Raw genomic sequence first — 26,126 nt, 5'->3', positions numbered from 1 at the left:
TTCACTTTACCCGGTATTCCTCAACCGGCATAACCGGAAATATCTGCCCGCCGGAGCGGATTGCAAATACCGGTACACCATCAATCAGCAGTTCTTCACCAAGCGCTGCAAGATCATACATCACAGCTCGGCTGACCAGCGCTTCCAACCGGCCTCTGACCAACAGATAGGGTTTTAGGCCGCCGGTTACATCCTCAATGACAAATCGCAGCGGATGTTCTGCCCCCGCTTCAAACACATCGCCGACATTGGTGCGAAAGGTCAGGGCCTGCTCTGCGCCGGTACCAGTCACATTCATTTCCACCGCAATAAAATGAGCATCTTCAACACGGATACCGATCTTTTCAACAGGCGTAACCAGATAGGTTTTACCATCTGCATCTTTGCGCAACACGGTTGAAAACAAGCGTACCAGCTGCGGGCGGCCGATCGGTGTCCCCATATAAAACCAAGTGCCGTCGGCTTTGATTTCCATATCAAGATCACCGCAGAAATCCGGCTCCCATTTTTCTACCGGCGGCAAGCCTTTTCCTGCATTCACTTGCGCAGACGCACGGCGCATCAGAGCATCAAGGCCACTCGCATTACTGCTGTTCATTTCATCTTCCTGCTGCCGTTTTTCATCCATAGTCTTCTCATTTTATAACGGATGTACCGGTGTCCCCCGATTAATCAAGCCTGCACCATTTACGCTACCATCAGCATGACATAGTCTTGCCTGATGATTCAAGTAAAGCCGGATTGAAGACCTGCTGCCATATTGAATACCTTTGAAAGAGGCGATTATGAATTTTACTGCTGTGCCAAAACTTGACCCTGATGCCATCGTCAAGGCGGCTGATCAGGCAGCCGGCGACATGACCAAAATCCGCGAACAGATCGGTCAGGTTATTTACGGGCAACAGCAGGCCGTTGAAAATACACTGGTCGCACTTCTGGCCGGTGGCCATGCATTGCTGGTCGGCGTACCGGGTCTGGCCAAAACCCGTCTGGTGGAAACACTGGGAACCGTGCTGGGGCTTGATGAAAAACGTATCCAGTTTACGCCGGATCTGATGCCCTCCGATATTATCGGCTCAGAGGTTATGGATCAGGATGCCGATGGCCGCCGCTCTTTTCGCTACATTAAAGGCCCGGTATTTGCCCAGCTGCTGATGGCCGATGAAATCAACCGCGCCTCGCCGCGTACCCAGTCTGCATTGTTGCAGGCAATGCAGGAATATCACGTCAGCGTAGCCGGTCAGCGTTATGATCTGCCAAGCCCGTTTCATGTGCTTGCTACCCAGAACCCGCTGGAACAGGAAGGCACCTACCCGCTGCCGGAAGCCCAGCTGGACCGGTTTTTGATGCAGATTGATATGGATTATCCTGATCTTGACGCTGAGCGCGCAATTCTGCTCAACACCACCGGCACAATGCAAGCCCGTGCAGTTAAAATTATTGATGCGGCACGGCTACAGGAAATTCAACATCTCATCCGGCAAATGCCAGTACCGGAAACCGTTCTGGAAGCAATTTTGCAGCTGGTCCGCTCCGCCCGACCTGATGCCGATAATGACCACGCAAAAAACCATATCAGCTGGGGCCCCGGCCCGCGTGCCGGACAGGCTTTGATGCTGTGTGCCCGTGCCCGTGCGCTTTATCAGGGGCGCCTTGCCCCCTCAATCGATGATGTGAGAGCCTTGGCTGAACCTGTACTCCAGCACCGTATGGCGCTTAATTTTGCGGCGCGCGCTGATGGCACAGACATCCGCACTGTGATTGCCAAGCTGGCGCAGGCCATCGGCTGATGGTGGCAACCGGCACCATAACCAGTGCTGAGCTTGCAGCGGATGTGCTGGCGCCTTCACGCAGGCAGGCAGCGCTGATGCCGGAGCTGATTACACAAGCGCGCAGTATTGCCGGCTCTGTGATCAATGGCTGGCACGGCAGACGCAAGCGCGGCACCGGCGACAATTTCTGGCAGTTCCGCCCCTATATGCAAGGCGATATGCTCTCGCGCATCGATTGGCGGCGCTCTGCACGCGATGATCATACCTATATGCGTGACCGTGAGTGGGAAACGGCCCACACAATATGGCTATGGTGCGATCCGTCAGCGTCGATGCTCTATCAATCGCGCTTTGCGTCTGTTTCAAAACAGCAGCGTGCATTGGTACTGACCTTGGCACTGGCCGAGCTTTTCTCACGCTCTGGCGAGCGCATTGCTTATCCGCAAGTTTTGCAGCCATTGCTGGCGCGCAATGGTGCTGAACGGCTGGCAACAGCACTAATGCAGCAAAATACATTAGCCCCGCAGCCGGATTTACGCCCTGTACAAAGATTTAATGAACTGGTGCTGATCAGTGATTTTCTGCAACCGGCGGATGTCTTGACTGCGCAGTTTGACCAGATTGCCAAACGCAGTATCCGCGCGCATCTGATCGCCATTGCTGATCCGGCAGAAGAAAGTTTTCCGTTTTCCGGTCGCACCGAGTTTCGTGATCCGGTTAGCGGTGCGGTTCTCACCGCCGGAAGAGCACAAAATTATGCGGAAGAGTATCGCAGGCTATACCATGCGCAACGTGCATTTCTGCGTGAAACCTGCACGCGGCTTGGCTGGAGTTTTATAATCAATCACACCGACAAACCGGCGGCACAAGCGCTTACAACCTTGCATGGCTATCTTACTGCCGGCACCCAGCCGTCGAGCGGGGGCAGAGTTTAAATGCCGCTGATATTTACCGCACCATGGCTGCTGCTAGGCCTCGCAACCCTGCCGGTGATCTGGTGGCTGTTGCGTGCCACACCACCAAAGCCGGCACAGGAGCCATTTCCGCCACTGGCTATTCTGGCAAGATTGGTGCGCCATGATCAGGAGGCCAGCAAAAGCCCGTGGTGGCTCACATTGCTGCGGTTGCTGCTGGCTGCATTGGTGATTTTTGCAGTCTCCGGACCGGTTTGGAAACCACAGCCAATCAGTTTCACCGGCACGCAGCCGGTGGCTTTGATTATCGATAATGGCTGGGAATCTGCTCCGCAATGGCAGGCAATCCAAAATCAGGCACAATGGCTGATCAGCAATGCTGAGAAAAATGATGCTCCGGTTTTTCTGATTGCAACGGCTGAAGATGAAAATGCTGCAAACGGGCCTTTTAATGCGCAACAAGCCAAAGAACGTTTACAGGCTTTAGAGCCGCGTCCTGTAACCGTCGAGCGGCTCACCGCATTTTCAAAACTTGCCACTGCGCTGCAAAACACCACCGGCACCCGTATTTTCTATCTGCATGATGGTCTGGGAACGCCGCAAGATAAAGAGGCTTTTACGAAGCTCGACAGTGCAAAACCAGCTTCGATACAACTGATTATGCCTGAGCAGCAGCCATTATATGCAATAACCGGCATTGCCAATCAGCAAGATGCGCTCACTGTTCAGCTGATACGCGCGACCACTGACACCGCACCAGCAAGTGCAGCTCTCAGCGCCTATGATAAGCAAGGGCGGATATTGGCGCATAGTCAGGCAGAGTTCGCGCAAGGCACAGCACAAACCAGCGCCAAAATCACAATACCGGTGGAATTGCGTAATGATATTGCCATGGTCAGAATTGATGCCATGCGTCATGCCGGTGCCACATGGCTGCTCGACGATAATAATAGACGCAAGCGCGTGGGTCTGCTCAATGCGGGCAATGCCGACACTGCGCATTCGCTACTTTCGCCATTGCATTACATCTCCCGTGCCATGGCACCTTTTGCCGATCTGGTAACCGTGAATGATCCGGATATATCCCAGTCGCTTGATACACTATTGGAGAAAAAACCCTCAATCATCGTGCTGTCTGATATAGGGCGGCTGCCGGATTCTGCAGCCAGGAAACTACTGCAATGGGTGGATGATGGCGGTACCCTGCTGCGCTTTGCGGGCCCGAGGCTGGCTGCGGCACAGGGCGGTGATTTTGCCGGTCAGCGTGATCCGCTCTTACCGGTTCTGTTACGCAGCGGACAGCGTAATCTTGGCGGCACCCTGTCATGGTCAACACCACAAAGCATCGCACAGGCACCGCAGGATAGCCCTTTCAGCAATATTCGGCTGCCGGATGATATCACGGTGCTGCGTCAGGTGCTTGCCGAACCAGCTCCGGATCTGATCAGCAAAAGCTGGCTCAACCTTGCCGACGGCACCCCGCTGATCACCGGTGAAAACCGTGGCGCTGGCAGGCTGATCCTGTTTCATATTGCGCCGGATATCGGCTGGTCAAACCTGCCACTATCCGGTGGCTTTGTTGATCTTTTACACCGCATCACTGAAATTTCCGGTACACAAGCCGCCGAGGGCAATCCGCAACAGGCCGTTACCTTGCCAGCCCTCAGCCTGCTTGACGCCAATGGCAATCTTGCAGGCCTGTCCCGTACGGCCAAACCGTTGATGATTGAGAAAGGTAAAGCTCCCAAAGCCTCGCTCCATACCCCGCCCGGTCTTTATGGCACAGATCAGGCCTATCAAGCGCTGAACCTGATGGATAGCGAAAGCAGTCTTGAACCAATGACTAAGCCACAAATCACAACACCTGTGAGCCTGGTACCTGCCGCCAAAGAACAGACCATTGCCCTGCAAGGCCCCCTCTTTGCCCTTGCCTGCCTGCTATTGGCGCTTGATGGTTTGCTGATGTTGTGGTTCGGCGGTATTTTTTCGCGCAATGCATGGCGGCGATCCGGAGGTTTAAACTCCCTGCTTGTTTTAATGGCTGTCTCTGCGGTTTTTTTATCCATGCCGCTGATGCAACCACAGGCATTTGCCCAAACACCATCAACCGCATCAGCAGCGCCTAACGATACCAAGCCCGATGATCAGGCCAAGATTAATGTGCTTGATGTCACCCATCTTGCTTATGTGATAACCGGCGATAAAGCCGTTGATGAGACCAGCCGTGTCGGCCTATCCGGTCTTACCCAGTTTATTGCCGATAAAACCTCGCTTGAACCGGGCGAGCCGGTCGGCGTTGATCCCGAAAAAGACGAGCTGGCTTTTTATCCGCTGATTTATTGGCCGGTGGATAATGCTGCGCCATTTCCGAGTGAAAAATCTTTGCAACGCATCGATGCTTATATGCAGCAGGGTGGCACGGTTATTTTTGACACCCGTGACCAGTTATCATCCGGAACCGAAGGTTTAAGCGGCACCAGTCCGGCCACCCAACGCCTGCGTGAAATGCTTGATACTATGAATATCCCGCCGCTAAGTCCGATTGCCAATGATCATGTTTTGAGCAAAACCTTTTTCATTATGCCGGATTTTCCGGGTCGTTATCGCGGTAGCCCGCTCTGGGGCGAGGCACCGGTGAGTAGTGCGGATGATGATCTTCCGACAGATCGTCCGGTGCGTAATGGTGACGGTGTCAGCCCTATTCTCATCACTGCCAATGATCTGGCGGGCGCATGGGCAATGGATGAAAACTGGCAACCGCTTTACCCCACTATCCCCAATGATCCGATGCAGCGGATTTATGCATTGCGCGGCGGAGTTAACATGGTGATGTATGTGCTGACCGGTAATTATAAAGCTGATCAGGTACATGTTCCGGCACTGCTTGAACGGCTGGGGAATTGATGATGGATCTTTTTTCATTCAATTTCTCACCTTTGCTGACCACATTCTGGCTGGCATTATGCCTTGTACCTCTCGCCCTCATCACCTTGGCCGGTATATTATTGCGCAAACGCGGCAGCCTGTTGCGCCTTGCCGGTTTTGCGGCGCTGGCTTTGGCACTATTAAATCCTGAAATTTTGCGCGAGCAGCGCCAGCCTTTGAAAACCATTGTCGGGGTGGTTGTCGATCGCAGCACCAGCCAGTCACTCGGCACCCGCACACCAGATACGGATGCGGCACTGGCAGTGCTAAAGCAAAAACTTGCCGCGCTACCTGAGATTGAAACCAGAATTATTGAAACGCCATCAGGGTCCGAAGCGGGCGACAGCACACGCTTGTTTCAAGCTCTGAATGAAGGCTTGCGTGATGTGCCACCATCGCGCATTGGCGGTGCTGTTATGATCACCGATGGCCAGGTTCATGATGTGCCTGCCAATGCCGGTGAGATCAATTTCAAAGCACCGCTTCATGCGCTGATCACCGGTACCAGCGATGAGTTTGACCGCAGTATCCGCTTTATCCGCGTGCCGCGTTTCGGCTTAAGCGGCAAGCCGCAAGAGCTGGTCTTTCGTGTGGAAGATGCCGGCAAAATGCCTTCCGGTGCCACCACATCCGCCATCGTCACCATACGCATTAATGGCGAGACAATAGCCACAATACCCGCTGAAATTGGTCAGGACACTAAAACCGAGATCACCCTGCCCCATGCCGGTCGCAATATTATTGAAATTGCCACCGAGCCACTTGCTGGCGAGGTTACAACCGCCAATAATCAGGCCGTGGCAATCATCGATGCTATTCGTGAGAACTTGCGGGTTTTGCTGGTTTCTGGTGAGCCGAATAATGGTGAGCGCACATGGCGTAACCTGCTCAAATCCGACACCTCTGTCGATCTCGTGCATTTTACTATTCTGCGCCCACCTGAAAAACAGGATGACACACCGATCAATGAATTATCGCTGATTGTATTTCCGACACGCGAATTATTTGTTGAAAAGGTTGAAGATTTCGATCTGATTATTTTTGACCGCTACCAGCACCGCAATGTGTTGCCGCTGCTCTATTATGATTATATTGCTCAATATGTGCAAAATGGCGGTGCCCTGCTAATTGCCGCAGGGCCTGAATATGCCGGCAGCGCCTCGATAGCGCAAACGCCGCTGCTCAGTATTTTACCAGCTCTGCCAACCGGCAGCATGACAGAAAAAGGCTTTTTCCCCCGATTGACCGATGCCGGTAAGCGCCATCCCGTAACACGCGGACTGGAAGGCAGTGATCAGGAGCCTCCGCAATGGGGGCGCTGGTTCCGCTCGGTCGATATTGCCACACCGCAAGGTGAAACCGTTATGCAAGGCCCCGATAATAAACCACTGCTCGTTCTGGGGCATCAGGGCAAAGGCCGCGTTGGCATGCTGCTCTCTGATCAGGGCTGGCTGTGGGCACGCGGTTTTGAAGGTGGCGGCCCCTATGCTTCGCTCTATCGCCGCATGGCGCATTGGCTGATGCAGGAACCGGAACTGGAAGAAGAAGCGCTGACTGCAAAAGGCACTGCCAACAGCCTGAGCATTACCCGCCAGACTATGAGTGATAAGGCTGGGACTGCCAAAATTACCACTCCAACCGGCAAAGTGATTGAAGCCCCGCTGATACAAGCAGAGCCCGGCCAGTTTACCGCTGATGTGCCGGTGACGGAACAGGGGCTGTATAAAATTGAGAATGGTGATTATTCCGTACTGGCGCATGTCGGCAATGTAGATACGCCGGAACAGCGCGACAGTATTTCCACTCTGCTCAAACTACAGCCTGTTGCTGAGGCCAGTGGCGGCAATGTGCTGCGCTTGCGTGAAACGTCAGCGCAAAGCGCGGTCTCAGTGCCCGATGTCAGCCTGATGAGCGCCACGCAAAAGCAAAGTCCGGTTAATCAGTTAGGGCTGCGCCCCACTCAAGATACCAGCCTTGTTGCGGTGCATCGCATTCCGCTTTTCACCAGCCTTTTGGCGCTTGCGGCATTGCTGCTTATTCTTGGTGGTACATGGTATCGCGAAGGCAGATAATAAAATTCGAAAAGCTAAAATCTAGAGCGAGCGCTGCGATCCAGCCTGATCTTTACCCGCTCTATTTGTTTGTTTAAACGCAGTTTCAGGAAAACCGGTTCCCACTTTTCCTGAAACTGCTTTATCCCCCTTCATACTACATTAAAGGGGGATGGCTCTTATAAATCAAACTTGATTAATATGCATGACGGGGCCCGCCAGTTGCGCAAGGGCAATACCTTCAAGCTCTTCAGCACCGGGCAGGATACAAGCCAGCAAACGCTCGGGATCAACAGGTGCCGGCATGATGATTTTGCCGGCATCAACTTTAACAAAACCAAAGGCTCGGTAATAAGGCTCATCGCCAACCAAAAGGCTCAAGCGGTGGCCGGCTTTTGCTGATGCTTCCATGGCCTGCCGCATCAAATAACGGCCAATGCCGCGGTTTTTCCAGCCATCACGCACAGCCAGCGGCCCCAGCAGCAAGGCCGGTGTGGTGCCGATTACGATCGGCGTCATACGAATTGACGCGATCACTTGTACGCCACTTAGTGCCACAAAAGACAAGTCACGATCATGCCCGCCGCCTTCACGGATGCGGTAAGCCGCACGGGCAAATCTGCCCGGACCAAAAGCACTCGCGTTGATTTCTTCGATTTCCGCATCATGAGCACAGGTTTCCTGTGCGTAGGATAGATCAGACTGCAACATGGCACATCACTTGTTTAGAAATTTCAATAGCTTATCAGGTAAAGCTCAAGGGCGTAAAAACGCAAACAGGTCTAACCGGTGCCGCGCACCGTTTACAATTTCATCGTCGGATGAACTGCATGCCTGTCAAATTTCTAACTCCGAAACCATTCATATGTGCCGCAGTGTAATGCGGATAATTGTCGTTAGCACCATTCTTTTTAAAGGTAAAGAGCCGGTTCTTGCAGATGATTGAAATTTACCCGCTATTTGTCACGATCAACCACGTCCTGTTTTCAGGACAGCGTGTTGCGCAGATCGGCAGAGACATTGCAAAATTATGCATTACATTAAACTTGAATAATAACAGCGCGATATGAAAGCTAATAATAGGCTTTCACTCCGCAGCAAAACGATAAGGATCAGGATCATGGGACTTTTAGTCGACGGTGTCTGGCACGATCAATGGTATGATACCAAAGCCAATGACGGGCGTTTTGTGCGTTCCGCGTCCCAATTTCGCAACTGGATTACCGCTGATGGCAGTGCCGGCCCAAGTGGCAAAGGCGGCTTTAAAGCCGAGGCCGGTCGCTATCATTTATATGTCTCGCTGGCATGTCCTTGGGCGCATCGCACTCTGATCTTTCGGGCGCTTAAAAAACTGCAATCCGTTATCAGCGTATCGGTTGTGGACTATCTGATGGCAGAAGAAGGCTGGACATTTTACAATCAGCCGGATGCAACGCCCGATCACCTTTACGGCTCCAAGCGTCTTTATGAAATCTACACCCGTGCCGATCCGCTCTATTCCGGGCGCGTCACAGTACCGGTACTATGGGACAAGCAGCAGCAGACCATTGTCTCCAATGAATCGGCTGAAATCATCCGCATGCTCAATACCGCATTTAACGAATTCGGTGATGCAGAGCTGGATTTTTACCCGCAGGATTTACGCAGTGAAATCGATGCGCTGAATGATTTTATCTATCCTAATATTAACAATGGCGTTTACCGTGCCGGTTTTGCAACCACGCAACCTGCCTATGAAGATGCATATAATAATGTGTTTGATGCGCTCGATAAAGTAGAAACAATTCTCAATTCACAACCCTATCTTACCGGCGAGCGGTTAACCGAGGCTGACTGGCGGTTGTTTACTACTCTGATACGCTTTGACCCTGTTTATGTCGGGCATTTTAAATGCAACAAAGCGCGGATTGCTGATTATCCGAATATATTGAATTATGTTCGGGCTCTTTATCAGATGCCCGATGTGGCAGAAACGGTCAATTTCACCCATATCAAAAACCATTATTATATGAGCCACAAAACCATTAATCCGACCGGCATTGTGCCGCTGGGGCCTGAACTGGATTATAACACACCCCATGACCGTGCCCCCTTTGTCTAGAGCGGGTAACATTCAGGCTGGATCGCAGCGCTCGCTCTGGATTTTAGTATTGTCACATATTGGTGGCTCCGCTCAAGCGTGACCAATTTATCACATCGCGCTACCAAGATCAGGTAACGCGATACTATATTAGCAATGATTGATTTCGATCAATGGAAAGCCGCCTGCCGGATGCCAGCTTGCAACTATTGTAAAGCACAAGGAAATCAGACATGGCACTTTTCACGACGAACCGTCAAACATGCGCCCTTCTGGCTGCTACTGCACTTACCCTTTGTGCAGCTCAACCTGCCTTGGCTGCCGACGCAATTATTGCAGCGCCAGTACAGCAGGTAACAGAGAGTTTTCCTGTGGCTCTGAGCCCTTGGCAGGTTCGTGTTCGTGCTCTGGGTGTGGTCACTGAAAATTCGGGTTACGTGAATGAAATCCCGGGCTCCGGCCTCAGCTATTCCAACACCATCGTACCTGAGCTCGATATTTCCTATTACTTCACGGATAATCTTGCAGCAGAACTCATTCTCGGCACGACTTATGCCAATGTAAACGGCAAGGGTGCGATTGATGGACTTGATGTCGGTAAAGTGTGGCTGCTGCCACCAACCCTGACCATGCAATATCACTTCACCAATTTTGGTGCTTTCAAACCTTATGTCGGTGCCGGTGTGAATTACAGCATTTTCTACAATCAGAAATCCCATGATGCTGATTATTTGAAAGTTAAAAACACATTCGGCGGCGCATTACAGGTTGGTTTTGATTATATGATCAACGATCATTGGGGCTTCAACTTCGATGTGAAGAAGCTTTATCTGCGCCCTGAATTTGATGTGAATGTCGGCAGCGCACAACTGAGCGGTAAAGCCAAACTTGATCCATGGCTGATCGGTACAGGTATTACTTACCGCTTCTGATCTGAGGTAAAAACAGCCCTGCATATGGCTATGCAGGGCTGTTTTATATTTATTCTGCGACCAGAAGGTCACCCCAGTCAGCGCGTCTTGCTTCAGCAAACAGGGCTTTATCACGCTTGGTGATGAGGCTTTCCTTCACACTGCCATCAGGTGAACAAAGCTTGACATGTACTTTGCCGCCACCGCTTTTCGGCTGCATCAAAACCCGCTTGCCATTGAGCGCAACCGGTTGGCGCGACACCGCAAGATAGCTGAATTTTTCATCTTCCCACGGCACATCCGCCTCTTTGGTCAAGCGATGAATTTTTGACCGTGCCACGCGGCGTGAAAAATGGCACCAGTCCGGTAGCTGCACACCGCACGCATGCTCATGCGTGCAAGGCGCAACAATCTGCGCATTCAATGCCTGCAACTGCGCTCTTGCTGCCATAATACGCTGCCAGCCTGCAGGTGTGCCGGGTTCAATTATCACCAGCATGCCTTCAGTCAGCTGCCACAATTGTACAATCAGTTTTTGGCGTTCAGCTTCACTCAACTCGTCCAGCACATAGGCCAGTGTTACCAGTGAAGACGCCTCGGCATTGTTCAAGCCCGTTGTTACATCTGTAGCGCGCCATTCAATATCCGGTATCGCTGCATGGGCCGAGAGTACCTCGCCTACAGTGCGAATGGCATTGCTTCCTTCCAGCAGCAGCGCTTTTTGTAAATGCGGCCAAACACTGCCAGCCGCCCACATCGCAGTGCCGGGCCCTGCTCCGATATCAAGATGACTGCGTGGTGCAAAATCAGGACATATCTGCGCTGCCTCCTGCAAGGCAGTTACCACTGCCGCAAATGTGGCAGGCAGACGCGCTGCAAGATAGGCGTTTGCAGCCAGTTCATCAGATAAATGCCACTTACCGTCTCGGGTTTCCGCACGATAACGCTGGCTTAAAACACTGGATGCCCGTTGCAGATCAGCCAATGGCACACCTTGCAATTGCGTATCAACGGCGTGCCTTAATGCTGCCGGTAGCTCCATAATATCATCCTGAATAAAAAATCTCTGCATGTGCAATAAAGCATATGCAGAGATTTTAATAATTATAATTGCGCGCTCCAAAGCCGCTTCAAAAACCGGAAGCACGCTAGTGCATTTCACTATCAAGTTGAATCAACTTGATAGGTTTGACAATGCGATAACTCTAGAATCTAGAGCGAGCGCTGCGATCCAACCTGAACGTTACTCGCTCTAGTTATTCCTGCCCCCGAAAACCGCTGCACACTTTTCGGGATGCGCTTTAGCGCTCCAGAACCTGCCGGATATCTACCAGATTGGAGCGCACACGCAGGATATGAAAGCCCATTGTCGTCAGATGTGATGGCGTAAACCACGCATCCTGACGCCCGTTAGAAACAATCACCGGCTGCATATCAAGAGCCGAACGCAATTGCTGCTCCATCGCATCCCACAGACCATCAAGATGCTTTTCAGCCAAAACTGCTTTAAAGTCTGAATGCGTGGCGCGGATCAGCCCGTAATAAGCATAAAGCTGGCCATAAGCGAACCAGAACCGGTCATCGGCACGGGTATCGAACCAACCGGCATGATAATTATCCGAACGGTCTTTGAGGATTGCAGAGGTTGAGCCGAGATCACTGGCAATACGATCAACATATTGGATCAGATTATCAGCGCGGGCATCAAAGGTTGCATCGCATTTCTCAAGACGGGCATTAAAAGACCGCAGCTCTTTAATTGCCGAGCGGTAATAGCTTGGTGTAGGGGTTTTAGGACCGAACGGGCTGATACCAAAATACCAAGTATCTTCACGAAACTGCATATTACCGCGGGCTTTTTGAAGGTCGCCGTCGATTTGCGAGGTTCCGCGCAAGCGCCCTAATGTATCAACCAGCTCGATTGTTGTGCGTCGGACTGCGGAATGAACGCCGCGCTGAAAAGACGCCTTGTTATCCAGAAACGGCGTACGATCCCAATCCATGCCGAAAAAACCGGTTTTATAAAAGAACATGGAAGAAATCCATGCATTCTGATTCACGTTAAAATCTGTGAGATCAGCGGTCACTTCAGCCAAAGCCGAAGGTGCACAAACCCGAGCAGCGGCCGGCTGAGAAAACGCCATTTGTGGCGCTGGCTGCTGAGTTACCTCATTTGGCTTCGGCTCGGAGGCCGGCTCTGTACTATCGGTTGATACAGGTGCAACTTCACCAGTTGTAGTTTCCGGTGGCTTCACCTCTTCAGGGCTAACAGCTGGAGCAGGTGTAACCGGCGCGGGTGATGCTGCTGGCGCTGTATTTGGTGCAGGTTCCACGGCTTCACCCGGGGTTTTTGCACTCTGATAGGCATATTTTGAGGGATAATCAGGATCGAAATTTGTCCAGACCTGCGTTTGGATAACAAAATAGCCAAATAGTACAGCCCAGCCAACAACCACAACGGCTGTCAGGGTTTTCCACAACACACCCAGTCTTTTATAAATGCCCCACAGGCCGCCAAGCGGAACAGCAATTAACCGCAGCAAGGCCATAATGAACCGCCCGATAAAAACAAATATGTTTCTGATAATCGTCACTGTTATGTCCTCAGTTTCAGTCCTGATCCGGCATCATGATATCATCTTCCGGAAAACAATAATTATTCGGGTAAACCCTTGCATAGTTTCATAGAAATACGCAACAGTGCCACCATGTTATCTGGATTATATCTATCCTGTGCAGCTGTTGATCTTGGTGCTTTGTGATCTATAAATTTACAGCTGTTCCAGCTCATGAGGCATGCGGTTTTACGGCTGCGAAAAAGCTTAATTCAGGTCTATATAATTTAGAAAACACCCGCTTCAACCGGGAGCATATATTTAATTTTATGCTTTAGCCTTGAAATTGCTCGATAAAATTTTTAGCCTGTCCGTTACCGACCCATTTTGTCGTGTTTTTGGATTCTAGCTCCACAAAACCGCTTGAAGACTTCAGATTTTGATGCTTGTTTAAATCGGAAGACTGACAAAAAACCAATAAATAATCCGGTCAATGGAGAGACACATGCGTTTTCTAACTGTGAAAAATATGGCTCTGACCTGCACGGCGCTGCTCGTGACAAGCGCCAATGCACTGGCCGCAGAGCCGGCAGCCTGCTCAACCATCCGCTTTTCCGATGTCGGCTGGACCGACATTACCTCCACCACAGCTGTCACTACCGAAATTTTGAAAAGTCTTGGTTATAAGACCGATGTTAAAATCCTCTCGGTACCTGTGACCTATGCATCCTTAAGTAAAAAAGACATTGATGTATTTCTAGGCTTCTGGAACCCGTCTATGGCGGCAGATCTGCAGCCCTATCTTGATGACAAAACCGTAGTGACCCTGCGCACCAACTTAACCGGTGCCAAATATACGCTGGCAGTACCGGCTTTTGCTTATGATGCAGGTTTGAAAAGCTTTGCAGATATTGCCAAGTTCAAAGACCAGCTCGGTGAAAAAATTTATGGCATTGAGCCCGGCAATGATGGGAACCGTCTGATCCTTGATATGATCAGCAAGGGCGCATTTGATCTGAAAGACTTTAAGGTTGCGGAATCCTCGGAGCAGGGCATGCTTGCTCAGGTCGCCAAGGATATTAAATCTAACAAGCCGGTTGTCTTCCTTGGCTGGGAACCGCATCCGATGAATTCTCGTTTTGATATGCGCTACCTTGAAGGCGGCGATGACTTCTTCGGTCCTAATCTGGGCGGCGCCACAGTCGAAACCAATGTGTGGAACGGCTATACTGAGCAATGCCCGAATGTTGGCAAATTTCTCTCCAATCTTGAATTCACCCTTGAAATGGAAAACCAGATCATGGGTAAAATTCTTGATGATGGTGAAGAGCCTGCCAAAGCTGCGACCAACTGGATTAAAGCCAATCCGGATGCGCTTACACCTTGGTTGAAAGATGTTACAACCACTGACGGTAATGATGGCCTAGCTGCCGTTAAAAAGACATTCGGCCTCTGATATTGCGTCTAAGCTATTTCAGAAAGTGGGAACCGGTTTTTCGTTTAAAACTGCGTAAACACAAAAGTGAGAGCCTTTTCATCTAAGACATATAATGCTTTCAAATAAATATGATCAGCCTGTCGCTGCAACCTGTGCAGGATTGCAGCGACAGACGTTCTACAAAATACTCTGACCGGAAAACGGGGGGCCTGACTTTTGGACTGGCTTACTTCTTATAAAATTCCTGTCGGGCATACGGCAAAAACTGCTGTAACCTGGCTGACTGATAATCTTAGCTGGTTATTTGATGCAATTGCCGTAATCATGCAGAGCATGATTGACGGGCTGCTTGCTATTTTGCAATTTCCGCATCCCCTGATCCTGATCGCCATTTTTGCCGCGATTGCATGGGGCTTGCAAAGAAAATACTCAACCGTAATTCTGACAATTCTCGGATTTCTGTTCATTCTCAATCAGGGCTATTGGGAGCAGACACTGGAAACACTCACGCTGGTGCTTTCGGCCTGCTTTATCTGTATGGCATTGGGCGTGCCGCTTGGTATCGCCACTGCGCACCGGCCAAAGCTCTATGCAGTGCTGCGTCCAGTGCTCGACCTGATGCAAACCCTGCCGACATTCGTTTATCTCATTCCGGCCATTGTATTTTTTGGTATCGGTATGGTGCCGGGCTTGCTGGCAACAGCAATCTTCGTTTTACCTGCACCCGTTCGCCTGACCCATCTTGGTATTTCCTCAACACCTGAACATCTGATCGAGGCCGGTGAGGCCTTTGGTGCTTCGCGTCGTCAGCTGTTATGGAAAATTGAACTGCCTTACGCCATGCCGCAAATTCTGGCCGGTCTCACCCAAACCATCATGCTATCATTATCTATGGTCGTGATTGCGGCTTTGGTTGGCGCCAACGGCCTTGGCGTTCCGGTTGTGCGTGCGCTTAACTCGGTCAATACCGCACTTGGTTTTGAAGCAGGGTTAGTGATTGTTGTTGTGGCCATTATCCTCGACCGCATCTTCCGTCCGGGTAAGGGAAATTAATCATGGCTTCCATCAGTCTTCAAAATATCAGTATTATCTTTGGCAAGAAAACTGAAGGCTCGCTTGATCTTGCCGATCAGGGCTATAGCCGTTCAGAAATTCAGGCCGAAACCGACCATATTCTAGGTGTGCATAATTGCTCGCTGGAGATCAGAGAAGGCGAGTTGCTGGTGCTGATGGGATTGTCCGGTTCGGGCAAATCCACCTTGCTTCGTGCTATCAACCGTCTGAACCCGATCAGCCGCGGCTGTGTTACTATTTACAATAAGGGTGAAGAATTCAACGTAACCGAGGCAGGCACTACGCAGTTACGTTATTTGCGCACTCATCTGATCTCTATGGTGTTTCAGCAATTCGGCCTTTTGCCTTGGCGCACTGTTGAGGACAATGTCGGTTTTGGTCTTGAAATTGCAGGGCTTGGAAAAAAAGAGCGCATTGAGGCGGTTAAATATCAGCTTGAGCTGGTCGGCCTTCAGGATTGGGCAACCCGCAAGGTCAGCGAGCTATCGGGCGGCATGCAGCAGCGTGTCGGTCTTGCCCGTGCCTTTGCAACAGGCGCGCCTATTTTGCTGATGGACGAGCCTTTTTCTGCACTAGATCCGCTGATCCGCGCCAGACTGCAAGATGAATTACTACATCTGCAGGAAAAGCTGAAAAAGACTATTGTTTTTGTCAGCCACGATCTTGATGAAGCGATGAAGCTTGGCAATCGCATTGCGATTATGGAAGGCGGTCGTATCATTCAATGCGGCAGCGGGCAGGATATTCTGCTCAATCCGGCCAATGATTATGTGGCAGATTTTGTTGCCAATATGAACCCGCTCGGGGTTTTGTTGGCTTCAGACCTGATGTCACCGCTTGATCGCAGTGCCCCGCCCCGCCCTTTCGCGGCAACCGCAAAACCCAACACCTCTATCCATGATGTGATGCAGGCTATGGTTCGTAATAATGGTGATGTTGGTGTGGTACATAATGGTGCAATTATCGGCAAGATTTCTGCCGATGATGTCGTGCGTGGTCTCACCCGTCACCGGCATTAATCCAGACGCATAGCTTAACAAAAACGCCGCGCTGATATCAGCGCGGCGTTTTATTATTCATTATGAAGCATGTTTATGATCAGGCAGCAGCACGTTTTTTGGCACGGTCTGCAACGCGCTGGCGAATGCTCTCAACATCGGAGCGCGGGGTCGCAGCAAATAGCTTCTTGGTATAGTCATGGCGCGGATGATTAAACACCTCATCACGGGTGCCATATTCAACCACTTCGCCATAATACATCACCATCACCTCGTCAGCGATATAGCGCACCACCGACAGATCATGGCTGATGAACACATAAGTCAGCTCGAACTCTTCCTGCAAATCAGCCAGCAGGTTAAGCACCTGCGCCTGAACCGACAGATCGAGCGCTGATACCGGCTCATCAAGCACCAGCAAACGCGGGCTGAGCATCAATGCACGGGCAATAGCAATACGCTGGCGCTGCCCGCCAGAAAACATATGCGGATAACGGTTAAAATGCTCACGGCCAAGGCCAACTTTGAGGAGCATCTGCATCGCTTTTTCCTGACGCTCTGCGGCTGACATATTGGTATTCAGCAACAAAGGTTCTGCCAGAACATCACCGATTTTCTGGCGCGGATTGAGCGACCCGTAAGGGTTCTGAAACACAATCTGTACACGCTGGCGCATTTCACGGGTCAGGCCGTCTTGCGCAATATTGACAGGATGACCGTCAATCAGCAATTCACCCGATGTCTGCGGATCAATCAAAGTCAGAATGCGGGCAAGTGTAGATTTACCGCAACCGCTTTCACCAACGATGGCCAGTGTCTTACCCTTCTCTACCGAGAAGCTGACATTTTTAACCGCATGCACGGTTTTGGCTTTTGAAAACAGGCCGCCACCGGTGTGATAATCGCGTGAAATATTGCGGGCTTCAAGAACGATTTCACTCATGTGGAAGCTCCTGAATTTTCTGCATTCTGTAACACGAAGTCTGAAACAGTCGGCAAACGGTCGCCGGTTGCATTTTCCGGTAGTGATGAAAGCAGCGCTTTGGTATAAGCATTTTGCGGGTTCTCGAACAGTGAGAGCACATCCGCATCTTCCATTTTGTGGCCTTTATATTGCACAATCACACGGTCTGCAGTTTCAGCCACAACACCCATATCATGGGTAATCATGATCAGTCCCATACCATGCTCTTCCTGCAACCGCATCAACAGATCAAGAATCTGTTTTTGAATGGTCACATCAAGCGCTGTGGTAGGCTCATCCGCAATCAGCAGTTTCGGATTGCACGCAATAGCCATTGCAATCATCACACGCTGGCACTGGCCACCAGACATCTGATGCGGAAAGCTGCCAAGGCGCTCTTTCGCATCCCTAATACCCACCATTTCAAGCAGTTCAATCGCGCGGTTATAGCGCTGTGTTTTACCCATACCAAGATGAAAACGCAGCACTTCCTCAAGCTGGAAACCAACCGTGAAACACGGATTAAGGCTGGCAACCGGCTCCTGAAAGATCATGGAGATTTCACGTCCGATAATCGCACGGCGATCCTTATCGCTCATATTCAGCAGATCGCGGCCATCAAACTCCATAACATCTGCGGTTACTGTAGCTGTATCTGGCAACAGCCCCATCACTGCCAGCATGCCCACCGATTTACCTGAACCTGACTCACCGACAATAGCCAGCACTTCACCGGCATTGACAGAAATATCGATACCGTCGACAGCACGAAAATCACCGACAGAGGTATCAAAAGCAACGGTAAGATTTTTAATTTCCAAAAGAGCCATTGATCAGCTCCTTTTCAATTTTGGATCAAGCGCATCGCGCAGGCCGTCGCCCACAAGATTGATCGCCAGAACGGTAATCAGAATGGCAAGCCCCGGAAATGTAACAACCCACCATGCACGGGTGATAAACTCGCGTGCTTCAGCAAGCATTGTACCCCATTCCGGTGTCGGCGGCTGTGCGCCCATGCCCAAAAAGCCAAGCGCTGCAGCATCTAGGATCGCATTGGAGAACGACAATGTTCCCTGTACAATCAAGGGTGCCATGCAGTTTGGCAAAATAGTTTTGAACATCAGACGGAAGCGGCTGGCACCAGCCAGTTTGGCTGCGATCACATATTCACGGTTCTTTTCAGCCATCACTGCCGCACGGGTCAGACGCGCAAAATGTGGTTGCAAAACCAGAGCGATCGCGATCATCGCATTCATCAATCCCGGTCCCAAAATCGCCACCAGCACAAGTGCCAGAATGAGTGATGGAAATGACAGGATAATATCCATAATACGCATGATGATTGTATCAATGGCACCGCCAAAGAAGCCGGCAATCAGACCGACAGTAACGCCAGAGACCAGCGACAGCACCACAACCACAAGACCGATAAACAACGAATATTGTGATCCGTAAATCAGCCGCGAGAGCACATCACGCCCCACCGCATCGGTGCCGAGCAGAAATGTGGCTTTACCGCCCTCTTGCCAGACCGGCGGTGTGAGCAAGGCATCACGATATTGCTGCGTTGCATCATGCGGCGCCAGCAAAGGGGCAAAGATTGCCACCAGCACCAGAGCCACGAAAACGAACAACCCGATAACGGCACCGCGGTTGACGCTGAAATAATACCAGAAATCCGCGAGCTGACGTCGCAAGGACAGATCAACCGGCTTTTCTATAGGCATTGTTTGATTACTCATAAGAAACCTCACTTATGCCGGATGCGCGGGTTGATCATACCATATAGTAAATCAACAACCAGATTAACCACCATCACAAGGACAGCGATCAGCAGCAATCCGCCCTGAACTGACGGGTAGTCGCGGCGGAAGATACTATCGATCATCCATTTACCGACGCCGGGCCAGGAAAAAATTGTTTCGGTCAAAATTGCACCGCCAAGCGATACACCAACCTGAAGACCGATTGTGGTCACCACAGGGATCAGCGCATTGCGCAGCGCATGCAAACCGATTACACGGCGCTGGCCAAGACCTTTGGCACGCGCAGTCCGCACATAATCCTCACCCAGTACTTCAAGCATTGCTGAACGCGTTTGACGCGCGATCACAGCCATCGGAATGGTTGCCAGCACGATTGTCGGCAGGATCAGATGCGATAGCGCAGAGGCAAACGCCCCCTTCTGTCCGGATAATAAACTGTCAATCAGCATAAAGCCTGTGACAGGCGGGAAAAAATACATCAGTGAAATACGCCCCGACACCGGTGTCCACTGCAAAATCCCTGAGAAGAAGATAATCAGCAGCAAGCCCCACCAGAAAATCGGCATGGAATAACCGATCAGCGCCACGCCCATAGAGGTCTGATCAAACCACGATCCGCGCTTGACGGCTGCAATCACACCGGCAGGAATACCGATCAGAATTGCCAGCAGAATGGCACAGAAAGCCAGTTCTAATGTTGCAGGAAACAGGGTGAGGAATTCAGTGATCACCGGTTTTTTGGTAATCATCGACATGCCGAAATCGCCATGAAGAACATTCCAGACATATTCCAGATATTGTTCCCACATCGGCCTGTCGAAGCCGAGCTGTTTCATCAATTCTGCATGACGTTCAGGCGAGACACCACGTTCACCGGCCATTAACAGCACCGGATCTCCGGGTAGAACACGAACGAACCCAAAAGCCAGCAGCGTAATACCAAGGAATGTCGGTATCAGATAGGCTATTTTGCTTAAAATAAATCGTATCATGAATACAGTAAGACCGGGCGCTGAAGAAAATATTCAACGCCCGGTCATTCTCCCTAAGGGTTACTCGGAAATATCAACACCATCAAAACGATAGTCACCGAGCGGGCTCATTTTAAAGCCTGTAACCTTTGCAGACATTGGTACATACACAGTCGAATGCGCCAGTGTATTCCAAGGAGCCTGTTCTTTGAAGATTACCTGTGCCTGCTCGTAAAGCTTAACGCGCTCAGCCTGATCCGAGGTGATTTTAGCTTTCTGGATCAGATCTTCAAATGGCTGGTAGCACCATTGTGCACGGTTGTTGCTGCCAACACCCGAACAGCCGAGCAAGACGCCAAGGAAGTTATCCGGATCACCATTATCGCCGGTCCAGCCAAGGATAACCGCGCCGTCACGATCCTTTTCGCCTGATTTCTTGAGGTATTCACCCCATTCCATCGATACGATCTCAGCTGTTACGCCAACTTTAGCCAGATCGGCCTGCATCAGTTCTGCAGTACGGCGTGCATTAGGCATATAAGGACGGCTCACAGGCATCGCCCAAAGCTTCATCTGCAGATCTTTTACACCAGCATCTTCAAGCGCTTTTTTTGCAGCTTCAGGATCATATTTATCATCTTCAATCGCGCTGTTATAGCCCCACATTGTTGGCGGGATCGGGTTCTTTGCAACCTGTCCGGAGCCCTGGAACACAGCATCAATAATGGCTTGTTTGTTCACAGCCTGATTAAGAGCGCGGCGTACTTCCGGCTTATCATAAGGTGCAACAAGGGTATTATAGGCAAAATACGCAATATTCAGACCGGCCTGCTCATCGACCTTCAGGTTGCTGTCAGCCTGCAAGCCTTTAATATCAGCTGGCGCCGGATAGGACATCAGATGACATTCACCGGCTTTAAGCTTCTGCGCGCGCACAGCAGCATCTGTAGTGATTGCGAAAACCAGATCGTCGATTTTTTCTTTGCCAGCCCAATAATCAGGATTAGCTTTATAGCGAATAACCGCATCTTTCTGATAGGTCACAAAAGTAAACGGACCGGTACCTACAGGGAACTGGTTGAGGTTTTCTTTTTTACCGTCAGCTTCAAGCTTGTCCGCATATTCTTTCGACATAATCGATACGAAAGGCATAGCGATATTAGCAAGGAACGGTGCTTCAGGACGGGTCAGCACAAACTTAACCGTATGATCATCAACTTTAGTGATGTCTTTGATCAGAGTTCCCATTTCCATACTGTCAAAATATTCATAGGAAATTCCGGCAGTATATTCATGCCACGGATTATCTTTATTGCGCTGACGGTCAAAGGTGAACAATACGTCATCAGCGTTAAAGTCGCGGGTTGGTGTAAAGAAATCCGTTGTCTGGAATTTCACGCCCTGACGCAAATGGAATGTGTATTCCAAACCATCTTCTGAAACTTCCCACTTTTCAGCGAGACCCGGTTCAACAACGGTCGTACCATTCTGAAATTCCACCAGACGATTAAACACCGGATGCGCAGAAGCATCAAACGTATCACCACCGGTATAAGGCGCCGGATCAAAACCTTCCGGCGAAGCCGGTGAGCAATAGACCAGCGTTTTAGCAGAAGCTGCACCGGACACACCGGCCAGCATGGCAGCAGTCATAGCGGTTGCAGTCAGCAATTTAGTATAAAGGTTCATTATAGGCCTCCACCCGATAATAATCTGCAACTCCTCATGTCGCAGCTGAGACGTAAAGAAGCATTTTGGACGGCAGGAAGGCAAGTTGATTTTGCGCCCCCATCGGAGGTCGATATGAAATAGCCTGAACCAATTATTAGTGACAAAATATATATGATTGATTTTACATCAATTTTTTTAATTTTTAACCGTTTTAAATATCGAAGAATTGCGGATTATTTTGAGCTTACCTGTTAATAATCTGAGTGCTTTTGCCTTTAACAACAAGAATCGCATAGAGTACCAGACGTTACTCCAAGCCATTGATGCACCACAACAACATGCAAAAACTGAGGCCGGATTATGAACGAGAAAAAAGAAGTCATTCAGCAAACCACCGATGAAGTACGTGCACTGGCACGAGACTTGGTAACATCGGCGAATTATGGCTCGCTTGCAGTGCTTGATCCGGCCACCGGACGCCCGAGCGTTACGCGCGTCGCTATCGCTTCGGATATAGACAATACGCCCCTGCTTCTCGCTTCAGGTCTTGCCACGCATACTCCGGCATTAAATGCCAATCCGGTATGCTCATTATTGCTTGGCGAACCTGCTGACAAAGGTGACCCGTTAGTTCACCCGCGCATTACACTTGCTTGTGTTGCAGAAAAATTTAGCCGTGAGCATGAAGGCTATCAGCGCTTGCGCGACTTGTTTCTTGAAAAGCGCCCAAAAGTTAAGCTTTATATTGATCTCGGAGATTTCGTAATTTTCCGCTTGAATATTGAAAGTGCCGGCCTCAATGGCGGCTTTGGAAAAGCCTATCATTTGAAACCGGAAGATATTCTGGCTCAGCAATAATATTTTTCCAACGCAAAAATCCATAGAACCACAGATCATGAACTTTGAGTTTGCGGCATATTTTCCTGAAAACACCCTTACAATGCTTCAAACTCAAAGATAAAAAAATTTATTTTAATAATTTTTGTTCATTCTATATTTTTTTTAATAATAAAAAATTTACCCTCTACTGCTCCGGCTTAGTGCCAATAATTTTTAAATTCTCACAATAGCCGAACAACGCTTATCGATTAAAAACAAATGCATATCTGTATTTTCAATATTTACTGTAATCACAGATACATAAATTTACAATTAAAGAATATGCTAATTTAATAAGTCCTACCATTGCAATTAAATCGTTTTATTTAGTTGTTATACGAGTATACCAGCGATTAAATTTAAAATAATTCTTGCAAATATCAATTCCATTGGTAGTTGTAATAGGACGCTAATAATTTCATTTATAAGCGTCCTATTAAATTTGCTGTCATACGGGGGTAGGACTGCACCATGAAACACGATAATATCTACTCAAATCTCGTTGAAAATGCGGATCAGGCTGCGGACTTTTTGTCAGCACTGGCGAATAATAAACGACTGCTGATCCTTTGTAAGCTGCTCCACAACGAAATGTCCGTGGGGAATCTTGCAAAAGCAATTGATCTCAGCCAGTCAGCATTATCGCAACATCTCGCAAAATTGCGCGCTCTGAATCTTGTTTCGACAAGACGGGATGCCCAAACCATTTATTATGTTGTATCATCACCGCATATCGAACTGGTATTATCTACATTGGGAAGCCTCTATCTGGCTCGCAATGAAAAAAGACGGGAAGCTTTCGCTTAAATTCAACTGATGCATGATCAGACTATAAATGGTTTTTCAGTAATATTTATTGATAATATTTTAGATAAGCGCCTCGGCGCTTATCTAAATATCAAAGAAAAAGACCTTACAGGGCGCCAGTCTCGTTTTATTGCAGAGGGCAAAGTTGTTTTGCGCGTTCTGCTAAATTCATCGCAATTTGATGTTGAGTCATTACTAATTACCGAGAACAAGCTTGCCGGCATGCAGGATATTTTATCCCTATGCCCTGCCGATGTGCCGGTTTATTGCGTATCATCAACAGTTATGGATGAGATTGCAGGATTCAATGTGCATCGTGGTATATTGGCTGTCGGCAAAAGGAAATTACCCAATACGATCAGCAGCCTCTTGCAATTTTTGCCGGACAACGCGCTGATTGTTATTCTTTGTGGCATATCTAATCACGATAATATCGGATCTATATTTCGCAATGCAGCTGCATTTGAAGCTGCGTGTATTGTGCTTGATGAAACCTGTTGTGACCCGCTTTATCGCAAAGCAATTCGAGTATCAGTTGGCGCGACCCTGCAAATCCCTTATGCTCATAAGGGCAAAATTGACGACATTGTCAAAACTGTCGCCGAGGCAGACATCAATCTGATTGCGCTTTCACCCGGCAGTACGCAGTCTCTTTATGACCTTCCGGTTACCGGAAAGACAGCTTTACTACTGGGGACAGAGGGGGAAGGCCTGCCGCAACACCTGCTCAGCTCCCTGCAAACTGCACGTATACCGATGTCACGCAAATTTGACAGCCTGAATGTTGCTACAGCCTCCGGTATCGCCCTCTCCTGCCTTAGCCGGCGCAGTTTTACCTGAATAAATCAGAGCATAAACTGGCGAAGAAACTGCAATCAGTGGTTGTAAAACTTAGGTTACAAACGACTGAAAACCATCAAAATTAGTTAAACTATAATCGTCATAATGTATTTTTGATTACTAACAAAAATACAGCGCGCTGTGTAAAACACAACGCGCTGTATTCATACGATATGCTCAACTGATATTGCTTGATAATCAGGCGGCGGTCACCGCTGAAGGCGTACCATCAGCAACCTTGCCCATCAGCTCAAGCAACATTTTTTCTGCTTCAGGCGCACGTTCCGAGCGGGCAATAAAGCCACCACCGAAAACACGTGCTGTATTGCTGTCATCGGAATACAGCACGCAGGCTTGTCCCGGCGCGATACCGCTTTCACCATCAATCAGCTCAACCCAAGTAACACCATCAGCATGTCGCAAGATTGCCGGCTTAGGCGGACGTGTGGAACGCACCTTGGCAAACACTTCAACACCTTCCGGCGGCAGATCAGTTAATGCGCCATCGCCAAGCCAGTTGATGTCGCGCAGGAACACCTTATGCGTTTCCAGCGCCTCGCGCGGCCCCACGATCACACGTGCATGGGCAGCATCGAGATGAACAACATAAAGTGGTTCGCCGGTAGCAATACCAATGCCACGGCGCTGGCCAACTGTATAATGCACAATACCCTCATGATCGCCCAAAACACGGCCATCAATATGCACAATATGGCCGCGCGTTGCTGCTTCAGGCTTCAAGCGTGAAATAATATCGGAATATTTGCCCTGCGGCACAAAGCAAATGTCCTGACTGTCCTGTTTTTTAGCAACAGTCAGCCCCATTTCTTCAGCCATCTCACGAACCTGCGCCTTTGGCAGATTACCAAGCGGGAAGCGCAAATAATCAATTTGCTCCTGCGTAGTCGCAAACAGGAAGTAGCTCTGGTCGCGATCTGCATCTACAGGGCGAAATAAAGCGCGGTGGTCGCCGTTAGGGCCGCTGCGGATGTAATGACCGGTCGCAAGTGCTGCAGCACCCAGATCGCGAGCTGTGGCCAGCAGATCGGCAAACTTAACCGTCTGGTTACAGGCAACACAAGGGATCGGCGTTTCACCGCTCACATAGCTTTCGGCAAAAGGATTAATCACGGCTTCACGGAAGCGTGCCTCATAATCCAGAACATAGTGAGGAATTCCGAGGCTTTCGGAAACACGGCGCGCATCTTCAATATCCTGCCCTGCGCAGCAGGAGCCGGCACGGTGCACGGCAGCGCCATGATCATAGAGCTGAAGGGTTACACCAACAACATCATAGCCTTCGCGCTTGAGAATACCGGCAACAACCGAAGAATCAACGCCTCCGGACATTGCCACAACAATGCGCGTATCTTCCGGCTTTCCCGGTAAATCGAGGCTGTTCAGTTTCATGATAAGTCCGCATCTGGGCGTTGCGCCCTAAATCTTGCTGTAAATTATCCCCTTATATAGGCCATTCACACCCGCCTTGCCAAGATGCCGCAGGGAAATC

At 49.9% G+C, this 26,126-nt stretch carries 22 protein-coding genes; 12 read left to right on the top strand and 10 right to left on the bottom strand.

What is annotated here, in order from left to right:
- Nucleotide 1 precedes the first annotated feature (1 nt).
- Nucleotides 2–628 carry a DUF1285 domain-containing protein gene (locus MP213Fo_RS11980; RefSeq protein WP_421089220.1) on the bottom strand — a complete coding sequence of 209 codons (627 nt, stop codon included), beginning with the start codon at nt 626–628 and terminating at the stop codon, nt 2–4.
- Between the two features lie 157 nt (nt 629–785).
- Between MP213Fo_RS11980 and MP213Fo_RS11975 the strand changes: the two genes are divergently transcribed.
- From MP213Fo_RS11975 to MP213Fo_RS11960, 4 genes are read left to right on the top strand one after another with little or no spacing between them, the layout of a single operon-like run.
- Nucleotides 786–1,790 (top strand): AAA family ATPase, encoded by a 1,005-nt coding sequence (locus MP213Fo_RS11975; protein ID WP_421089219.1) that lies wholly within the window; start codon nt 786–788, stop codon nt 1,788–1,790.
- Nucleotides 1,790–2,707 (top strand): DUF58 domain-containing protein, encoded by a 918-nt coding sequence (locus MP213Fo_RS11970; protein WP_421089218.1) that lies wholly within the window; start codon nt 1,790–1,792, stop codon nt 2,705–2,707. The genes MP213Fo_RS11975 and MP213Fo_RS11970 overlap by 1 nt, the downstream gene beginning before the upstream one ends.
- Nucleotides 2,708–5,590, top strand: coding sequence for a DUF4159 domain-containing protein (locus tag MP213Fo_RS11965; protein ID WP_421089217.1), 2,883 nt, complete (start codon nt 2,708–2,710; stop codon nt 5,588–5,590). It abuts the gene before it with no gap.
- A 2-nt stretch (nt 5,591–5,592) separates the two neighbouring features.
- Nucleotides 5,593–7,683 (top strand): glutamine amidotransferase, encoded by a 2,091-nt coding sequence (locus tag MP213Fo_RS11960; RefSeq protein WP_421091130.1) that lies wholly within the window; start codon nt 5,593–5,595, stop codon nt 7,681–7,683.
- 165 nt (nt 7,684–7,848) lie between these two features.
- On the opposite strand, the gene MP213Fo_RS11955 is transcribed toward MP213Fo_RS11960, so the two are convergent.
- Complete coding sequence (locus tag MP213Fo_RS11955; RefSeq protein WP_421089216.1) at nt 7,849–8,373, bottom strand: GNAT family N-acetyltransferase; 525 nt, start codon at nt 8,371–8,373, stop codon at nt 7,849–7,851.
- Between the two features lie 409 nt (nt 8,374–8,782).
- On the opposite strand from MP213Fo_RS11955, the gene MP213Fo_RS11950 reads away from it, so the two are divergent.
- Nucleotides 8,783–9,763: a glutathione S-transferase family protein gene (locus tag MP213Fo_RS11950; RefSeq protein ID WP_421089215.1), complete on the top strand. Its 981-nt coding sequence runs from the start codon at nt 8,783–8,785 to the stop codon at nt 9,761–9,763.
- Nucleotides 9,764–9,975: 212 nt separating this feature from the next.
- A complete protein-coding gene (locus MP213Fo_RS11945) occupies nt 9,976–10,674 on the top strand; it encodes an OmpW/AlkL family protein (RefSeq protein ID WP_421089214.1) in 699 nt (232 codons plus the stop codon).
- Nucleotides 10,675–10,723: 49 nt separating this feature from the next.
- Here MP213Fo_RS11945 and MP213Fo_RS11940 read toward each other — a convergent pair whose 3' ends face one another.
- Together MP213Fo_RS11940 and MP213Fo_RS11935 are read right to left on the bottom strand one after the other, a co-directional pair.
- Nucleotides 10,724–11,695, bottom strand: coding sequence for a small ribosomal subunit Rsm22 family protein (locus MP213Fo_RS11940; protein ID WP_421089213.1), 972 nt, complete (start codon nt 11,693–11,695; stop codon nt 10,724–10,726).
- Between the two features lie 259 nt (nt 11,696–11,954).
- Complete coding sequence (locus MP213Fo_RS11935) at nt 11,955–13,202, bottom strand: DUF2333 family protein (RefSeq protein WP_421091129.1); 1,248 nt, start codon at nt 13,200–13,202, stop codon at nt 11,955–11,957.
- A gap of 499 nt (nt 13,203–13,701) precedes the next feature.
- On the opposite strand from MP213Fo_RS11935, the gene MP213Fo_RS11930 reads away from it, so the two are divergent.
- The 3 genes from MP213Fo_RS11930 to choV all read left to right on the top strand — a co-directional run bounded on the left by MP213Fo_RS11930 (nt 13,702) and on the right by choV (nt 16,739).
- Nucleotides 13,702–14,664, top strand: coding sequence for a choline ABC transporter substrate-binding protein (locus MP213Fo_RS11930; protein WP_421089212.1), 963 nt, complete (start codon nt 13,702–13,704; stop codon nt 14,662–14,664).
- A 198-nt stretch (nt 14,665–14,862) separates the two neighbouring features.
- Nucleotides 14,863–15,699 carry a choline ABC transporter permease subunit gene (gene choW, locus MP213Fo_RS11925; protein ID WP_421089211.1) on the top strand — a complete coding sequence of 279 codons (837 nt, stop codon included), beginning with the start codon at nt 14,863–14,865 and terminating at the stop codon, nt 15,697–15,699.
- 2 nt (nt 15,700–15,701) lie between these two features.
- Nucleotides 15,702–16,739, top strand: a complete 1,038-nt coding sequence (gene choV, locus MP213Fo_RS11920; protein WP_421089210.1) for a choline ABC transporter ATP-binding protein — start codon at nt 15,702–15,704, stop codon at nt 16,737–16,739.
- Nucleotides 16,740–16,818: 79 nt separating this feature from the next.
- Here choV and MP213Fo_RS11915 read toward each other — a convergent pair whose 3' ends face one another.
- From MP213Fo_RS11915 to MP213Fo_RS11895, 5 genes are read right to left on the bottom strand one after another with little or no spacing between them, the layout of a single operon-like run.
- A complete protein-coding gene (locus tag MP213Fo_RS11915; RefSeq protein ID WP_421089209.1) occupies nt 16,819–17,661 on the bottom strand; it encodes a dipeptide ABC transporter ATP-binding protein in 843 nt (280 codons plus the stop codon).
- The gene (locus tag MP213Fo_RS11910; RefSeq protein WP_421089208.1) at nt 17,658–18,512 is read right to left on the bottom strand and encodes an ABC transporter ATP-binding protein; all 855 of its coding nucleotides are present in this window, start codon (nt 18,510–18,512) and stop codon (nt 17,658–17,660) included. The genes MP213Fo_RS11915 and MP213Fo_RS11910 overlap by 4 nt, the downstream gene beginning before the upstream one ends.
- A gap of 3 nt (nt 18,513–18,515) precedes the next feature.
- Nucleotides 18,516–19,424 carry an ABC transporter permease subunit gene (locus MP213Fo_RS11905; RefSeq protein WP_421089207.1) on the bottom strand — a complete coding sequence of 303 codons (909 nt, stop codon included), beginning with the start codon at nt 19,422–19,424 and terminating at the stop codon, nt 18,516–18,518.
- An 8-nt stretch (nt 19,425–19,432) separates the two neighbouring features.
- Nucleotides 19,433–20,440 (bottom strand): ABC transporter permease subunit, encoded by a 1,008-nt coding sequence (locus MP213Fo_RS11900; protein ID WP_421089206.1) that lies wholly within the window; start codon nt 20,438–20,440, stop codon nt 19,433–19,435.
- Nucleotides 20,441–20,500: 60 nt separating this feature from the next.
- Nucleotides 20,501–22,108 (bottom strand): ABC transporter substrate-binding protein, encoded by a 1,608-nt coding sequence (locus MP213Fo_RS11895; RefSeq protein WP_421089205.1) that lies wholly within the window; start codon nt 22,106–22,108, stop codon nt 20,501–20,503.
- Between the two features lie 342 nt (nt 22,109–22,450).
- Here MP213Fo_RS11895 and MP213Fo_RS11890 point away from each other — a divergent pair, with 342 nt between their 5' ends.
- The 3 genes from MP213Fo_RS11890 to MP213Fo_RS11880 all read left to right on the top strand — a co-directional run bounded on the left by MP213Fo_RS11890 (nt 22,451) and on the right by MP213Fo_RS11880 (nt 24,616).
- Nucleotides 22,451–22,948 carry a HugZ family protein gene (locus MP213Fo_RS11890; RefSeq protein WP_421089204.1) on the top strand — a complete coding sequence of 166 codons (498 nt, stop codon included), beginning with the start codon at nt 22,451–22,453 and terminating at the stop codon, nt 22,946–22,948.
- 492 nt (nt 22,949–23,440) lie between these two features.
- Complete coding sequence (locus MP213Fo_RS11885; RefSeq protein WP_421089203.1) at nt 23,441–23,776, top strand: ArsR/SmtB family transcription factor; 336 nt, start codon at nt 23,441–23,443, stop codon at nt 23,774–23,776.
- Between the two features lie 9 nt (nt 23,777–23,785).
- Nucleotides 23,786–24,616, top strand: a complete 831-nt coding sequence (locus MP213Fo_RS11880; protein WP_421089202.1) for a TrmH family RNA methyltransferase — start codon at nt 23,786–23,788, stop codon at nt 24,614–24,616.
- A gap of 198 nt (nt 24,617–24,814) precedes the next feature.
- Here the strand turns inward: MP213Fo_RS11880 and mnmA are convergent, their stop codons facing one another.
- Nucleotides 24,815–26,026, bottom strand: coding sequence for a tRNA 2-thiouridine(34) synthase MnmA (gene mnmA / locus MP213Fo_RS11875; protein WP_421089201.1), 1,212 nt, complete (start codon nt 26,024–26,026; stop codon nt 24,815–24,817).
- Nucleotides 26,027–26,126: the final 100 nt, after the last annotated feature.

Origin of the sequence: Pseudochrobactrum mosebachae (assembly GCF_048914685.1) — a bacterium.
In the GTDB taxonomy this organism is placed as follows: domain Bacteria; phylum Pseudomonadota; class Alphaproteobacteria; order Rhizobiales; family Rhizobiaceae; genus Pseudochrobactrum.
Note: the sequence above shows the minus strand (reverse complement) of the source record. Positions and strands in the feature narration are given on the sequence as shown.

Coding starts and splice junctions, on each gene's coding strand:
- MP213Fo_RS11980 (WP_421089220.1), bottom strand. CDS start 628: ATGGATGAAAAACGGCAGCAGGAAGATGAAATGAACAGCAGTAATGCG.
- MP213Fo_RS11975 (WP_421089219.1), top strand. CDS start 786: ATGAATTTTACTGCTGTGCCAAAACTTGACCCTGATGCCATCGTCAAG.
- MP213Fo_RS11970 (WP_421089218.1), top strand. CDS start 1,790: ATGGTGGCAACCGGCACCATAACCAGTGCTGAGCTTGCAGCGGATGTG.
- MP213Fo_RS11965 (WP_421089217.1), top strand. CDS start 2,708: ATGCCGCTGATATTTACCGCACCATGGCTGCTGCTAGGCCTCGCAACC.
- MP213Fo_RS11960 (WP_421091130.1), top strand. CDS start 5,593: ATGGATCTTTTTTCATTCAATTTCTCACCTTTGCTGACCACATTCTGG.
- MP213Fo_RS11955 (WP_421089216.1), bottom strand. CDS start 8,373: ATGTTGCAGTCTGATCTATCCTACGCACAGGAAACCTGTGCTCATGAT.
- MP213Fo_RS11950 (WP_421089215.1), top strand. CDS start 8,783: ATGGGACTTTTAGTCGACGGTGTCTGGCACGATCAATGGTATGATACC.
- MP213Fo_RS11945 (WP_421089214.1), top strand. CDS start 9,976: ATGGCACTTTTCACGACGAACCGTCAAACATGCGCCCTTCTGGCTGCT.
- MP213Fo_RS11940 (WP_421089213.1), bottom strand. CDS start 11,695: ATGGAGCTACCGGCAGCATTAAGGCACGCCGTTGATACGCAATTGCAA.
- MP213Fo_RS11935 (WP_421091129.1), bottom strand. CDS start 13,202: ATGGCCTTGCTGCGGTTAATTGCTGTTCCGCTTGGCGGCCTGTGGGGC.
- MP213Fo_RS11930 (WP_421089212.1), top strand. CDS start 13,702: ATGGAGAGACACATGCGTTTTCTAACTGTGAAAAATATGGCTCTGACC.
- choV (WP_421089210.1), top strand. CDS start 15,702: ATGGCTTCCATCAGTCTTCAAAATATCAGTATTATCTTTGGCAAGAAA.
- MP213Fo_RS11915 (WP_421089209.1), bottom strand. CDS start 17,661: ATGAGTGAAATCGTTCTTGAAGCCCGCAATATTTCACGCGATTATCAC.
- MP213Fo_RS11910 (WP_421089208.1), bottom strand. CDS start 18,512: ATGGCTCTTTTGGAAATTAAAAATCTTACCGTTGCTTTTGATACCTCT.
- MP213Fo_RS11905 (WP_421089207.1), bottom strand. CDS start 19,424: ATGAGTAATCAAACAATGCCTATAGAAAAGCCGGTTGATCTGTCCTTG.
- MP213Fo_RS11900 (WP_421089206.1), bottom strand. CDS start 20,440: ATGATACGATTTATTTTAAGCAAAATAGCCTATCTGATACCGACATTC.
- MP213Fo_RS11895 (WP_421089205.1), bottom strand. CDS start 22,108: ATGAACCTTTATACTAAATTGCTGACTGCAACCGCTATGACTGCTGCC.
- MP213Fo_RS11890 (WP_421089204.1), top strand. CDS start 22,451: ATGAACGAGAAAAAAGAAGTCATTCAGCAAACCACCGATGAAGTACGT.
- MP213Fo_RS11885 (WP_421089203.1), top strand. CDS start 23,441: ATGAAACACGATAATATCTACTCAAATCTCGTTGAAAATGCGGATCAG.
- MP213Fo_RS11880 (WP_421089202.1), top strand. CDS start 23,786: ATGCATGATCAGACTATAAATGGTTTTTCAGTAATATTTATTGATAAT.
- mnmA (WP_421089201.1), bottom strand. CDS start 26,026: ATGAAACTGAACAGCCTCGATTTACCGGGAAAGCCGGAAGATACGCGC.